The sequence below is a fragment of the Streptomyces sp. SM18 genome (genome assembly GCF_002910775.2).
Lineage (GTDB): Bacteria > Actinomycetota > Actinomycetes > Streptomycetales > Streptomycetaceae > Streptomyces > Streptomyces halstedii.
Genome location: NZ_CP029342.1, coordinates 3,029,460 through 3,042,724 on the forward strand (window position 1 = coordinate 3,029,460; position 13,265 = coordinate 3,042,724).

15 protein-coding genes are annotated in these 13,265 nt (G+C 68.8%); 11 read left to right on the top strand and 4 right to left on the bottom strand.

Features of this window, described 5'->3' with window-relative positions; translation table 11 throughout:
• Positions 1-78: 78 nt before the first annotated feature.
• From B9S64_RS13365 to B9S64_RS13385, 5 genes are all read left to right on the top strand, one after another.
• Positions 79-309, top strand: a complete 231-nt coding sequence (locus tag B9S64_RS13365) for a hypothetical protein (protein WP_103492428.1) — start codon at positions 79-81, stop codon at positions 307-309.
• Between the two features lie 215 nt (positions 310-524).
• Entirely contained in the window at positions 525-1,760 is a 1,236-nt protein-coding gene (locus B9S64_RS13370; protein ID WP_181012368.1) for a DUF3631 domain-containing protein, read from the top strand.
• 195 nt (positions 1,761-1,955) lie between these two features.
• Positions 1,956-2,732 (top strand): DUF2637 domain-containing protein, encoded by a 777-nt coding sequence (locus tag B9S64_RS13375; RefSeq protein ID WP_103492427.1) that lies wholly within the window; start codon positions 1,956-1,958, stop codon positions 2,730-2,732.
• 223 nt (positions 2,733-2,955) lie between these two features.
• Entirely contained in the window at positions 2,956-3,480 is a 525-nt protein-coding gene (gene mobC, locus B9S64_RS13380; protein ID WP_103492426.1) for a plasmid mobilization relaxosome protein MobC, read from the top strand.
• The gene (locus B9S64_RS13385) at positions 3,477-5,195 is read left to right on the top strand and encodes a relaxase/mobilization nuclease domain-containing protein (protein ID WP_103492425.1); all 1,719 of its coding nucleotides are present in this window, start codon (positions 3,477-3,479) and stop codon (positions 5,193-5,195) included. The genes mobC and B9S64_RS13385 overlap by 4 nt, the downstream gene beginning before the upstream one ends.
• A gap of 212 nt (positions 5,196-5,407) precedes the next feature.
• Here B9S64_RS13385 and B9S64_RS13395 read toward each other — a convergent pair whose 3' ends face one another.
• Together B9S64_RS13395 and B9S64_RS13400 are read right to left on the bottom strand one after the other, a co-directional pair.
• Positions 5,408-5,641 (bottom strand): hypothetical protein, encoded by a 234-nt coding sequence (locus B9S64_RS13395; RefSeq protein ID WP_103492423.1) that lies wholly within the window; start codon positions 5,639-5,641, stop codon positions 5,408-5,410.
• Positions 5,638-5,841, bottom strand: a complete 204-nt coding sequence (locus B9S64_RS13400) for a hypothetical protein (RefSeq protein ID WP_103492422.1) — start codon at positions 5,839-5,841, stop codon at positions 5,638-5,640. The genes B9S64_RS13395 and B9S64_RS13400 overlap by 4 nt, the downstream gene beginning before the upstream one ends.
• Positions 5,842-6,012: 171 nt before the next feature.
• Here B9S64_RS13400 and B9S64_RS13405 point away from each other — a divergent pair, with 171 nt between their 5' ends.
• The 3 genes from B9S64_RS13405 (at position 6,013) to B9S64_RS13415 (ending at position 9,144) form a co-directional block, all read left to right on the top strand.
• Positions 6,013-6,765 (top strand): DUF6879 family protein, encoded by a 753-nt coding sequence (locus tag B9S64_RS13405; protein ID WP_103492421.1) that lies wholly within the window; start codon positions 6,013-6,015, stop codon positions 6,763-6,765.
• Between the two features lie 12 nt (positions 6,766-6,777).
• A complete protein-coding gene (locus tag B9S64_RS13410; protein WP_103492420.1) occupies positions 6,778-7,629 on the top strand; it encodes a helix-turn-helix transcriptional regulator in 852 nt (283 codons plus the stop codon).
• Positions 7,630-7,992: 363 nt separating this feature from the next.
• Entirely contained in the window at positions 7,993-9,144 is a 1,152-nt protein-coding gene (locus B9S64_RS13415) for an MMPL family transporter (protein ID WP_258037946.1), read from the top strand.
• Positions 9,145-9,241: 97 nt separating this feature from the next.
• On the opposite strand, the gene trxB is transcribed toward B9S64_RS13415, so the two are convergent.
• Both trxB and B9S64_RS13425 read right to left on the bottom strand, forming a co-directional pair.
• On the bottom strand, positions 9,242-10,222 hold the full coding sequence (trxB, locus tag B9S64_RS13420) for a thioredoxin-disulfide reductase (protein WP_103492418.1): 981 nt from the start codon (positions 10,220-10,222) through the stop codon (positions 9,242-9,244).
• On the bottom strand, positions 10,219-10,641 hold the full coding sequence (locus B9S64_RS13425) for an arsenate reductase ArsC (protein WP_103492417.1): 423 nt from the start codon (positions 10,639-10,641) through the stop codon (positions 10,219-10,221). Before B9S64_RS13425 ends, trxB begins: the two co-directional genes overlap by 4 nt.
• Before the next feature lie 94 nt (positions 10,642-10,735).
• Between B9S64_RS13425 and B9S64_RS13430 the strand changes: the two genes are divergently transcribed.
• From B9S64_RS13430 to B9S64_RS13440, 3 genes are read left to right on the top strand one after another with little or no spacing between them, the layout of a single operon-like run.
• On the top strand, positions 10,736-11,044 hold the full coding sequence (locus B9S64_RS13430) for a helix-turn-helix transcriptional regulator (RefSeq protein WP_103492416.1): 309 nt from the start codon (positions 10,736-10,738) through the stop codon (positions 11,042-11,044).
• Positions 11,041-12,168, top strand: coding sequence for an ACR3 family arsenite efflux transporter (gene arsB, locus B9S64_RS13435; protein ID WP_103492415.1), 1,128 nt, complete (start codon positions 11,041-11,043; stop codon positions 12,166-12,168). Before B9S64_RS13430 ends, arsB begins: the two co-directional genes overlap by 4 nt.
• Before the next feature lie 4 nt (positions 12,169-12,172).
• Positions 12,173-13,252: an ArsO family NAD(P)H-dependent flavin-containing monooxygenase gene (locus tag B9S64_RS13440; RefSeq protein WP_181012367.1), complete on the top strand. Its 1,080-nt coding sequence runs from the start codon at positions 12,173-12,175 to the stop codon at positions 13,250-13,252.
• The last annotated feature ends 13 nt before the right edge of the window (positions 13,253-13,265 follow it).

Consider the following 13,265-nt stretch of genomic DNA (forward strand, 5'->3'; position numbering starts at 1 on the left):
GAGGATGCTGATTGGTAGACGCCTGGAGCCGGACGGGATGACCACGTCCGCCGAGGGCTGTACCGAAAGGGATGCCGCATGCGCGATAACACCACAGGGGGACAGCCCAAGGGCATGAGCCGGGAAGACCTGTTGGCCTTGCCGGTAGCCGTTGACCTGGAAACAAGCAATCGAGCCCTGGGCCTCGGCCGAAGCAAGGGGTATGAGCTGGCGAAGCGGGGCGCGTACCCGTGCAAGGTCCTGCGGCTCGGCAACGCCTACCGCGTCGTGACCGCAGATCTGCTGGATCTGCTCGGGCTGGCGGCATGAAGGGACGGCAGCGTAGCAAAGCATTCTGCGTTGAGCTGACACAGAATCGCTGGACTGTCGGCAGGAGTGGACGTACGGTCCGTGTTCCCTCGGGGTACGAAGTGGGCCTCCGGCGAGGCAACGCCGGAGGCCCGAGCAGCCCCGAACGGCCCTGGAAGAACCAACCCGGCGGCAAGGGCAGGCAAGCCCACCACCGCCAGACGAGGAGCTGCCCCGTGGAACACGCGGCAACCGAGCCCTATTCCACCCCTGACAAGCCTTCGTGGCCGCCGGTGGCCATACCCGGCCAGTCGACGGGCCACCCTGCTTCACCGGGAGAGCCGCCCGCAGCCGTCTCCGAGACTGCCCCGGTATCCGAGGGGGATCAGGTGCTGACGGAGCTGCTGGAGCAGATCCGCCGTTACGTCGTACTGCCGAGCGAGGAAGCGTTCACGGCCGTGACGTTGTGGGTGGCGGCGACTCATCTGCAGACGGCATGGCAGCACGCCCCGCGCCTGGCTGTGGTCGGGCCGGCGAAGCGGTGCGGCAAGTCGCGGCTGCTGGACGTGATCACCGAGAGCGTCCACGATCCGCTGATCACGGTCAACGCGTCAGCCGCCGCGGTATTCCGGTCGATCACCGCCACACCGCCCACCCTGCTGGTCGACGAGGCCGACACTCTCTTCGGCTCCGCGAAGGTCGCGGAGAAGAACGAGGAGATGCGCGGCCTGCTCAACGCGGGGCACCAGCGTAACCGCCCCACCCTGCGGGTTTCCGGACCCAACCACGAGGTCTCGAAGTTCCCCACGTTCGCCATGGCAGCCCTCGCCGGCATCGGCGACCTGCCGGACACGATCATGGACCGGTCGATTGTCATCCGGATGCGGCGCCGCAGGCCGGGCGAGAAGGTGGCGGAGTTCCGTACCTTCCGTGACACCCCGCCCCTCCACGCGCTGCGCGACCGGCTCGTCGCCTGGCTGGCCCCGCTGCACGCCGAGGCGATGGAGCTGACACCGGCCATGCCGGTCGAAGACCGCGCGGCCGACACCTGGCAGCCGCTGGTGACCGTTGCCGACCTCGCCGGCGGGACGTGGCCCGACCTTGCCCGCACAGCCTGCCGGGTCATGGCCAAGCACGAGGCCGAGCAGGACCAGGACAGCAGTAGTCTCGGCATCCGCCTCTTGGCCGACATCCGCCGCGCCTTCGCCACCGAAGGCAATCCGCCGGCTCTCCGCACCAGCCGGCTCCTCGACATCCTCAACCAGGACGCCGAGACCCCCTGGCCGGAGTACACCACCAACGGCCTGACTCCTCGGGGCCTGCAGATCCTGCTCAAGGAGTACGGCATCAGCTCCGCACCCCGCCGCTTCCATGGCAACGTCCAGGCCCGGGGCTACGCCCTCCTGCATTTCACCGACTCCTGGGCACGCTACTGCCCGGAGCCCGCACCCGAAACGACGACCGGGGCCTGACCCGGCACGACCCGTCGCGACTCGTCTCCGCGCAGGTCAGCGCGGTGACGGGTCGGGACCCGGTGACGAGTCGACTCGATGTCACCTCCGCACCCGTACCTGCCCTGACCAGGCACGCGACGAGTTGCGACGGGTCTCTCTCACCCGCGACCGGGCCACACCAGTCTCATCTCCGTACTCCTGGAGCGCTCCCCCTTGCCTTCTCCCACTTCCACCGCGGTACCTTCCCCTGCCCCGGTGCCCTTGACCGCAGCGATCCGCACAGGCGTGGCGCTGCTGGCCGTGGCAGCCTTCGCGCTTTCCTATGACGCCCTGCGGCAGATGGCCGCCGCCAGCCACATTCACCCGGCGCTCACCTACGCCTTCCCGCTCGTCATCGACGGGTTCATCGCCATCGGGATCGGCGCCCTGCTCGTCCTGCGGACCGCGCCCCTGTCCGCCCGCCTCTACGTCTCGGCGCTAGTCGGCACCGCCACCGCCACAAGCATCTGGGCCAACGTCCTGCACGCCATCCGCCTCAACCAGCAGACCCGCCACAACGGACTCTCTCTCGACGACCTCACCGTCGGGGCCATCTCCGCCATCGCGCCACTCGCCTTGGCCGGGGCCGTCCACTTCTACCTCCTCGTCGCCCGGCGCCCCACTACCCCTGACCGCCACAACAGCGACGACCGCCACGAACCCGGCGCGGACCACACCATCGGTGAGCTCGCGCCACCACACGCCACGGACACGGACACCGATGTGCCGCAGCAGCCCGGTAAGCCGGGAGGCAAGCAGTCGAGCGTTTCCCTGGAGCAGGCCGTGGCCATCGGCCGCACGGCTCCCCTCGGACGAGGCAACAGCGTCTCCCGCCGCAACGTCGAGAAAGCGATCCGGGACAACGGATTCGGCATGTCACGCGCCCGCCTGGACCAGGTCAAGGACCTGCTGCAGGCCGAACTCGACGCCGTCACCACAAGCACCAACTGAACCTCGCACCCCACGTCACCCCAGCCCGTTCCTCCCATGAACCAGCACCGGAGGAACGGGCCCTCTCCCTCCACCACCGCTTGCAGGAGCCCTCATGCACAGGCCCGTCCGCGAGCCCTCGTCGGCGCAGCAGCAGACCACCTCCACCCCGGCATCAGGCGGAGCAAGGTATGGCGTTGGACCGTCCACGGGCCGGTCCCACGCAGATGCCTCCGCCCCGGGGGTGGCGGAGGAGCTCGGGCGCCAGGGGGCGCCCGACCGGAACAAGCCCGTCGACACCGCCACCCGCACCGTGCTGCCGCAGCGTGCCGCCGAAGCCGCCGCACTGCACCGAGTCGCCCGCCGCCGTCAGCGCAAAGAGACCCAGCGCAAGGAACGCGTGGACGTCCGCTACAGCATCGACGAGAAAACAGCGATCCTCACCGTGGCCCGCTCGCTGAACATCGCCGCCGCCCACTACGTCGGCGCCGTCGTCATGGCCCACATCCAGGGAGACCTCACGCTGCCTGGTCAGCGCACTCAGCTCGACGACTACATCGACGAACTCGCAGCCCTCCGAGGTGAAGTCGCCAAGATCGGCCACAACATCAACCAGATCGCGAAGAAGCTCAACTCCGGCGGCCGTCCACACCCTGGGGACACCGCACTCCTCGACCATGCAGAACTCGTCCTCAGCACGGCCGTCACAGCCGTCCGCCACATCGCAGCAGCCACCACTCAGGCCGCCGCCACAAAGGGGCCACGGTGATCGCGAAGATCAGCAGCGGCAAGAGCACCGCCGGCCTCATCCGCTACCTCTACGGCCCCGGCCGGGCCAACGAACACACCGACCCGCACCTCGTCGCCTCCTGGGACGGCTTCGCACCCGACCCCGGCCGCACCAACGACAGCGCAGCCACGAAGAAGCTCCTCGTGGCCGACCTCGACCTACGCGTGCAGCAGGCCAGGCGTCTCGGCCGGGCCCCGAAGCAGCACGTGTGGCACTGCTCCGTCCGCGCCGCACCCGGCGACCGCATCCTCGACGACGCCGAATGGGCGGAGATCGCCCGTCGTGTCGTCACAGCGACCGGCATCGCACCGACAGACGATCCCGACGGCTGCCGATGGGTCGCCGTCCGGCATGCCGACGACCACATCCACATCGCCGCCACCAAGATCCGAGGCGACCTGCGCACCGCACGCCACTGGAACGACTACCTCACCGCCGACCGCGAACTCGCAGCCGTCGAGAAGGAATACGGCCTCTTCCAAGTCGTACGCGGAGACCGCACCGCCGCGAAACGGCCCACCCGCGCCGAGCAGGAGAAGGCCCACCGGACCGGCCACGACAAGCCCGCCCGCGTACGCCTGCGCACCCTTGTCCGCACAGCAGCGGCTGCCGCCACCAACACCGAGGAATTCCTCGCTCTACTCACCCGTACCAGCGGCGTCCTCGTCGAGGTCCTGCACTTTCCCTCCGGAGAACCGCGCGGCTACAAAGTCGCCCTGGAGCACGACACGAACGCCGAAGGAGAGCCGGTGTGGTTCTCCGGCTCCACGCTGTCACCGGACCTCTCCCTCCCCAAGATCCAGAGCCGTCTCGCCGCAGCAGACATCCCTGCCGACAATCCCAACGGGCATCTACGGCCGCACCCGTGGCACCAAGCCACCGCAGCCACAGAGCGCATCCCCCACCACCTCGGCCGGCCGGACGCCGAAGCCGCCCAGGCCCACCTGGCCGCCCTCGGCGAAGCACTCGACGCCGTGGCCCTCACCGCACCACCGGACATCCGTACCGAACTCCGAGCAGCAGCCTCTGCCTTCGAACGGGCAACCCGTTCACGTATCCACGCCGAACACCACCACGCCCGTGCCCTGCGCGGGGCAGTGAAATCTATGCTCCGCGAGCCCTCACCCAAGGACGGAGCTCTCCTGGCGATGTTCCTCGATGCCGCGCTCCTGGCCGTCATCGCCGCCGCCCGCTGGCACGACCAACGACAGCACAACCAACAGGCCGCAGCCGCCCACCAGACTCTGCTCCACCTCCAGACCGCCTACGGCCGAACCTCATCCGGGCACCTACTCACCGCCAGCCAGCACCGACCGCCTCAGAAGGTCGCAGTCCGGTACGCCCAGCTCATCCGCCAGACCACCCCCACGCACGCCGACCAGATCCTCACCGACCCCGCCACCGACGCACTCACCACCGCAATGGCCGCCGCGGAAACCGCAGGACACGATCCCGGACGCCTGTTGCAGCAAGCAGCAGACGAACGCACCCTCAACGACGCCCGCTCCCCAGCACGCACCCTGGCCTGGCGCATGCAACGGCTCTCGCAGCGACCCGCACCGAGCCGCCGTGCCCTCGCAGCGCAAGCACACAGCACCCTCCTGCGCCCAACAGCTTCTCTACGCCCCGCAGCTCCCCCGCAGCCCGCGGCACCGACCACGCCCGCCACCACGGCTGGGCCCCGGCGCAGGTGATCACGCCTGGCCAGTCGACTCAGGAGTGAGCAGGTCAAGTGCTTCCACCCTGCAGTCGTGGTGGGCGCAGGTGCAGCGGCGCACGAGCAGGATTCCACCTCCGTGGGGCAGCGACACGTCCTCGGTTTGGCGGCACTCGCGGTGCAGGTCCTTGTAGCCCGGACGATGGGCAAGGGCACATTCCGGCGACATGCCTGAGGTGTCCGGGCTCATCAGAGGATGCCGCCGCTGCTGGCCGAGTTCAGGGCGCGCGTCCGCTCCCGTATGGCCTTTTGGCGTTCGTCGTCGGTGGCCCGGCGGACACGATCGGGGTCGGCGTCCCACTCGCACCCACCGGTCACCGGCCGAAGCTGAACGTACGGCCCTTCGTGTCCCATGACGTACCCCAGCCTGTCGCGCTGGGTGTCGACGACCAGTGCGCCCTCCGGCTGCTGTGCCGCCGTCACTCGCGACCTCCTCGCTGAAGTGCCTCGGCCAGACGGGCGGCCACATCGGAGCGCACGCGCCCCAGTTCAACGAGCCGCAACTCCGGTGACGCGGCGTCGACGCTCAGCGAAGGAAGAACAATCCCGGCCTCGGCCAGTGCCTCTCTCAAGGACTCCACCGCAGTGAAGGGATCGATGTCCTGCTGTTCCTTGGTTGCCATGAACCAGACGCTAGAAGTGGGAAGTTGTCCGGCGGTACGCTGTTTTCTCGGATTTGCTCGACAGGTCATGAAGATTGCTGGTGTTTTCTCCTGGGCCCTGCCTGATCCCGTAGTGCCGAGCTGGTGCTCCGGCCATGCTGTTGATCACCACCCCTGGAAGGGAGAGCGTCCATGGCTCGCCAGTTGCGCTTCAGCGGCACAGACAGCAAGGTCGACGGCTGCCCCGCCCTGCACACGGACGAGGGCACCGGCGAGATCATCGTTCAAGGAACCCCCGTGACCGACCCCGAAGACCTCGCACAGCTCCAGCACTACGGGCCGGACGACGCAGCGGTTGCCGTGCCTCGCGAACTGCTCGTGAACTGGGGACCGAAGGAAATGGACCGGGTACCGGAGATGGTCGACCGGGACACCTTCCGGCGCCTGTTCACGACCTTCGAGCACACCGCATGGCGGCTGGAGACGCGGCGCGGCTACGCCTCCGACCGGCAGGACCCCGACTTCCAGGCGTTCCTCGCCACCGGCTCGTCGCCCTGCGACCCCGAGGAGCCCTGGTTCCTCAACATCAGGACCCAGACGGACGCCGGCAAGACGGTCGGCCGTGTCCGCATCGCCGACAACCCGCCCACTACCGAGCAGCGATTCCTGCTCGACTACGCCCGGCACAACACGGCGGTCGGCGAGGACATCCGCTACCTGTGGCGCGAGGACGCCGACCAGGCGACCCTGCCCGCCGAGGACTTCTGGATCTTCGATTCACGGATCGTGGCGCTGCTGCGCTTCGACGACGAAGACACCATGCTCGACATCGAGTTGATCACCGAACCGGCCCAGGTCGTGCGCTACGCCACCATCCGCGACGCGGCCATGCACCATGCCGTTCCGTACGACCGGTTCGCGGCGCAGGTGGCCGCGACCGGATAGCGTGCGTGACCGGTGAGCACCGACTACCAGCAGGCACGGGCAGCTCTGGGGGCGCGGCTGCGTGAACTCCGCTTCTCGTGCCCGGGGGGCCGGCTCACCGGTCAGCAGCTCGCCCAGCGGTTGGGCTGGCAAGGGTCCAAGGTCAGCAAGCTGGAGAACGGCAGGCAGACGGCTACCCCCGAGGATCTTCGGGCGTGGGCCGACGCTACCGAGCAGCCAGGCGCGTACGCCGAGCTTGCCTCCCGGCTCGCCGGGTTCGAGTCCCACATCAGATCCTGGCGCAGAGCACTGGCGAACGGCTTCAAGCCCTTGCACGAGGGGCTGAGCGCGGAGATCGAGCGCACCACGGAAATGTGGCTCTGGGAAGAGTCGGTGATCGCCGGACTTCTACAGACCCCCGAGTACGCCCGCCACGTCATCCAGCGCTACGCGGAGCTGCTGGGCGGAGCCGGCGGCATCGAGGATGCGGTGCGCTCCCGGGTACAGCGGCAGGAGTGGCTGTACCGTCCCGGCCACAAGCTGCACGTGCTGACGTGGGAAGCCGCGTTGCGCTCGCTGATCTGCCCTCCCTCCGTCCTGGCCGCGCAGCTCGACCGCCTCACGGGCGTGATCGGGATGGACACGGTCGAGCTGGGCATCATCCCGTTCACCGCGTCCGTGAAGATCGTGCCGGCCAACGGCTTCTGGGTCCTCGACGACCGCCTCGTCGTCGCCGAGGACTGGCACGCCGAGATGTGGCTGGACGACGCCGACAGCGTCACCTTGTACATGAAAGTCTGGAAGACCCTCCGCGAATCGGCGGTGTACGGGGCCGACGCCCACAACGTCATCAACTCGGCCAGGCGCGCGCTGAACCAGCATTGACGGGCCACCCGGGGCAGGGTTCTCCGTAGCACCCAGACCATACGCACCTCTTCGGCTCCGCGTCGCCCGACGCCGTCTGCCGCACTGCACCGGCCGGCCAAGAGTCCAGGCCGCCACCGTTAGAAACCTGAAGCACGTGGTGCCCCCACCCGTTGCCGGAGCAGCGGCCGCCATCGGGGCGGCCACTACTGCGTACGTATTAGAGAACTGTCGGCAGCTGCACGACGCCGGCGAACACCAGGTCGGACAGGGTGGAAAGGGTTCCCCGAGTTCGGATGTGGAGACCCTCCTGTCGCTGCTTTTCTTGATCGTTTGTGCCGGTTGGCCTTCCGTCGACGCTGGCGCGTCCTGGCGGTGTGGGTGGTGGCACTCGTTGCTGCCGGGGTGGCGTCGGCGCTGGCCCCGGCCGCACCGGATGGTTCCTACTCGATGCCGGGGACGGAGTCGCAGCGGGCGTTCGACCTCATCGAGGAGCGCTTCCCCGCCAACAGCACGGGGAGCGCCGCCTCAGAGGGGGCGAGCGCGAAGCTTGTGTTCGTCGCGCCTGACGGGGAGAAGGTCACCGACCAGGCGAACCGGGCGGCCGTCACCGAGGTCGTGGGCAAGGTCGGGGGGCTCGACCAGGTGGTCCGGGCGGCCGATCCGTATGGAACGGCCGCGGTGAGTAAGGACGGCTCCACGGCGTATGCGTCGGTCACCTTCGAGGTGAAGGCGAAGGACGTCGACGACGCGGGGCTGGAAGGCCGCTTCACCGAGGCCACCGGGCGCGAGCTGTTCGCCGCGACCTCCCAGCTGGTCCACCTCGCCGGCTGGATGGCCCAGGACGAAGGCGACACCCCAGAACTGCGTGGGCTCGCCCAGGGCTACTACGCCCATTCCTTCCGCCTGGCAGCCGAGGCCGGCGACGCAGAACTGTCTGCCACAGCCCTGCGAGGGCTCGCCGTCCAGTGCGTCGACCTGGGCTACCGAGCCGAAGCCGTCCAGCTCGGCGAAGCCTGCGTGGAGTACGGCCGTCACCTGGACAACCCGCGAGCCGTCGCCTACTACGAAGCCACCCTCGCCAACGCAGCCGCCCAGGACGACGACCGCCACATGGCGACCAAGCACCTTGCCATGTCCGAGACCGCCATCGGCAGACCCGCTGTCGCAGGCAGCGACTCCTGGGCCGCCCACTACTCCCCCGGCCGCTGGGCCCACGAATCCGGCATGATCCTCTCCCGCCTCGGCGACCTCGACGCCGCCGAAGAACACCTCCACCTCGCCCTCGACATCCACGGCCTCGACCGCCGCCGCACCCGCGCCATCGTCCTCGCCGACCTCGGCGGCGTCCGCCTACGCCAAGGAGACATCGACGGTGCCATGGCCACCTGGCGCGACTTCCTCGACTGCGCCGACGGCATCCGTTCGGTCAAGGTCCAGGCCGCACTGCGGGACATGCGCGTACGCCTGCGCCGGTACAGCGCGGTTCCCGAGGCTCAGCAACTTCGTGAACGGGCAGGTCACATCACTGACTGACTGGCGAGGGCCAGCAGGCGGCTCGGACCCGCCTAGCCTCCCCTTCGAGGGCGGGGCGACAGGGGCCTTGATCCCGCAGACGTCCTGCGGTTCAGGATCAGGCGACCGCGACAGAGGCTATGGATGCGTCAGCCAGGGCGCCGGAGGGGAGCCCTGCCAGATAGCGCTCGGCATCCAGGGCGGCCGAGGCCCCACTGCCGGCAGCGGTGATGGCCTGCCGATAGGTGTGGTCGACGACATCGCCTGCACCAAAGACGCCAGGGAGGTTCGTCCGGGTCGTGGGTGAGGAGACCTTGAGGTAGCCCTCCTCGTCCAAGTCGAGCTGACCGCGGAAGAGCTCGGTGCGCGGGTCGTGTCCGATCGCAATGAAGAGTCCGGTGGCCGCTACTTCTCGCGTGGCGCCGCTGAAGACGTCCCGGAGAACGATGCCGCCGAGCATGGTCCCCTCCTGCCGGAGTTCGGCGACCTCGGTGTCGAAGGCGAAGGAGATCTTGTCGTCGGCGAAGGCGCGGTTCTGCATGACCTTCGAAGCGCGAAGGGCGGAACGGCGGTGGACGACGGTCACGGACTTGGCGAAACGAGTCAGGAAGGTGGCTTCCTCCATAGCGGTGTCGCCGCCGCCGACCACGACGATGTCGCGGTCACGGAAAAAGAATCCGTCGCAGGTGGCGCACCAGGACACTCCTCGGCCGGAGAGCTCTTCTTCGCCGGGGACGCCGAGCTTGCGGTAGCCGGAGCCGGTCGCGACGATCACCGTCCGGGCCTGGTGGACGGTGCCGTTCGAGTCGGTGAGGAGTTTGACGGGGCCGGTGAGGTCGACGTCGGTGATGTCGTCGTCGATCATTTCGGCGCCGAACTTCTCGGCCTGGGCCCGCATCTTTGCCATGAGATCGGGGCCGTCGACGCCCTCTGGAAAGCCAGGGAAGTTCTCGACCTCCGTGGTAGTAGTCAGGGAACCACCGACGAAGATGCTGCTCCCGAAGAGGACGGGCCTGAGCTGAGCACGGGCGGTGTAGAGGGCAGCGGTGTAGCCGGCAGGGCCGGAGCCGATGATGACGACGTCACGTATCACGCTCACGCCGTGGCCTCCGGGGCGATCTCGGCGATCAGGCCCTCCACGAGGGTCTTGATCTCGTCGCGGATGGGGCGGACGGCTTCCACGCCCTGGCCTGCGGGGTCCTCGAGCTTCCAGTCGAGGTAGCGCTTGCCGGGGAAGACAGGGCAGGTGTCACCGCAGCCCATCGTGATGCAGACATCGGACTCGCGGACCGCGTCGATGGTGAGGACCTTGGGGGTCTCGGCGGAGATGTCGATGCCGACCTCGGCCATGGCCTCGACGGCGGCAGGGTTGACGGCGTCACCGGGGTTCGAGCCGGCGGAGCGGACCTCGACGCGGTCCCCGGCAAGGTGAGTCAGCCAGGCAGCGGCCATCTGGGAGCGGCCGGCGTTGTGGACACAGACGAACAGGACGGACGGCTTGCCGGAAGACTCGGCCATGATGATCGTTCTCTCTCGTCGCACGGCGGGACCAGCCGCCAATGACTTCAGCCCCCGCTGGTATCAGCGAGTGATGATGTGAGAGTATCAGTGCATGCTGACTTCAGTCGATCCTGATCTGATCCGGGTGCTGGGCGATCCGCTCCGCCTCCAGATCGTGACCCTGCTGGCGCGCGAGACGCTCTGCACGACGCACCTGGTCGAGGAGACCGGCGCGAAGCAGACCAACCTGTCCAACCACATGAAGGTCCTGCGCGAAGCCGGCGTGGTGGAGACCGAGCCGTGTGGCCGCTTCACCTACTACAAGCTGCGCCCCGAGGTCCTCGCCGGGCTCTCCGAGCAATTCGCGGCGCTCGCCGAGTCCGCCCGCACAGCCGCCGAGAACAAGAGGGCCTGCCCGTGACCTCCACTGAGCCCACCACAGTCTCCACCCAGGGTGCCGGCCCGGCGGGGGACGACTCGATCGTCAAGAAGCTCTCCACTCTCGACCGCTACCTGGCGGTGTGGATCCTGCTGGCCATGGCCGTCGGCCTGGGGCTGGGCCGGCTCATCCCAGGGATGAACGACGCGCTCGCGAAGATCGAGGTCGGCGGGATTTCCCTGCCGATCGCGCTCGGTCTGCTGGTGATGATGTACCCCGTGCTGGCCAAGGTCCGCTACGACCGGCTGGACACGGTCACCGGCGACCGCAAGCTGATGGTGTCCTCGCTGGTGATCAACTGGGTCGCCGGCCCCGCGGTCATGTTCGCGCTGGCGTGGATCTTCCTGCCCGACCTGCCCGAGTACCGCACCGGTCTGATCATCGTCGGCCTCGCCCGCTGCATCGCCATGGTCATCATCTGGAACGACCTGGCCTGCGGTGACCGCGAAGCCGCAGCTGTCCTCGTCGCATTGAACTCCGTGTTCCAGGTCATCATGTTCGGCGTGCTGGGCTGGTTCTACCTGGACCTGCTGCCGCAGTGGCTGGGCCTGGGCGACGGACAGGGTCTCGACGTCCCCGTGTGGCACATCGCGCTGAACGTCATCGTCTTCCTCGGCCTCCCGCTCCTGGCCGGCTTCCTCACCCGCCGCATCGGCGAGAAGAAGATGGGCCGCCAGTCCTACGAGACGAAGTTCCTGCCGAAGATCGGCCCCTGGGCGCTGTACGGGCTGCTGTTCACGATCATCATCCTGTTCGCACTTCAGGGAAAGACGATCACCTCGCAGCCGCTGGACGTCGTGCGGATCGCGCTGCCGCTCCTGGTCTACTTCGCGATCATGTTCTTCGGGACCTTCCTCCTGGGCAAGGGCCTCGGCCTCGCGTACGACCGCACCGCCACGCTCGCGTTCACCGCTGCGGGCAACAACTTCGAGCTGGCCATCGCCGTCGCCATTGCCACCTTCGGCGTCACCTCCGGCCAGGCGCTGTCGGGCGTCGTCGGCCCGCTGATCGAGGTCCCTGTCCTGATCGGCCTGGTGTACGTCGCACTGGCCTGGCGCAAGAAGTTCGCCCCCTCAGCGCTCGCCACCTCGCAAAAGGACGCCTGAGGCGATGCGTCCTGACGCCGTGACCAGGCGGACGGACGTGATGGTGATCGGCGGCGGGCAAGCTGGGCTCGCCGCCGGATACCACCTGCGCCGCAAGAAGCTGGACTTCGTGATCCTGGACGCGCAGGGCACACCCGGCGGGGCCTGGCAGCACACCTGGGACTCCCTGCACCTGTTCTCACCAGCCGCCTTCTCCTCGCTGCCCGGCCGGATCATGCCGGCCCAGCCGGGCCACGAGTACCCGGATGCCAAGCACGTCGTGGAGTACCTAAGCAACTACGAGCAGCGCTACGAACTGCCCGTGCACCGCCCGGTCCGGGTCCAGCAGGTACGCCGGGACGGCGATCGGCTGCGGGTGGAGACGGACAAGGACATCTGGTCCGCCCGGGCCGTCGTCTCGGCGACCGGCACCTGGTGGCGCCCCTTCCTGCCCGCCACCCCCGGCCGGAACGATTTCGCCGGCCGTCAGCTGCACACCAGCGGCTACCGGAGACCGTCCGACTTCGCCGGGCAGCGAGTCGTCGTGGTCGGCGGCGGGAACTCCGGGGCGCAGATCGCCGCGGATCTCGTCACTCACGGCGGGGTCGATCCGACCTGGGTCACCCAGCGTCCGCCGCGCTTCCTCGCTGACGACATCGACGGCCGGGCCCTGTTCGACGCCGCGACCGCCCGGCGTCGCGCCCTGGACGAAGGACGCACCGATACCGGCGGCGTCGCCTCACTGGGCGACATCGTCGCTGTCCCGCCCGTCCGCGAGGCGCGGGATGCCGGACTGCTCAAGGCGTCCCCGATGTTCACCCGGCTCACCGCCGACGGCATCGAGTGGGCGGACGGCACACGGGCCGCAGCCGACGCCGTGATCTGGTGCACCGGCTTCCGCCCCGCCCTGTCCCACCTCGCCCCGCTGGGCCTTCGGGGACCACGCGGCCACATCCCCACGCACGGCACGCGGGCGGCCGGGGAACCGCGCCTGCACCTGCTCGGCTACGGCGACTGGACCGGCCCCGCCTCCGCCACCCTCATCGGCGTCGGCCGCCCGGCCCGCGACGCCGCCGCAGAGATCGCTGAACTCCTCAGCCGCTGAAGGCATCCGAGCC

What these genes read in the sequence shown, in the direction of transcription:
- B9S64_RS13365 (WP_103492428.1), top strand. Translation starts at nt 79, where the DNA reads ATGCGCGATAACACCACAGGGGGACAGCCCAAGGGCATGAGCCGGGAA.
- B9S64_RS13400 (WP_103492422.1), bottom strand. Translation starts at nt 5,841, where the DNA reads ATGGCAACCAAGGAACAGCAGGACATCGATCCCTTCACTGCGGTGGAG.
- B9S64_RS13405 (WP_103492421.1), top strand. Translation starts at nt 6,013, where the DNA reads ATGGCTCGCCAGTTGCGCTTCAGCGGCACAGACAGCAAGGTCGACGGC.
- B9S64_RS13425 (WP_103492417.1), bottom strand. Translation starts at nt 10,641, where the DNA reads ATGGCCGAGTCTTCCGGCAAGCCGTCCGTCCTGTTCGTCTGTGTCCAC.
- B9S64_RS13430 (WP_103492416.1), top strand. Translation starts at nt 10,736, where the DNA reads ATGCTGACTTCAGTCGATCCTGATCTGATCCGGGTGCTGGGCGATCCG.
- B9S64_RS13440 (WP_181012367.1), top strand. Translation starts at nt 12,173, where the DNA reads ATGCGTCCTGACGCCGTGACCAGGCGGACGGACGTGATGGTGATCGGC.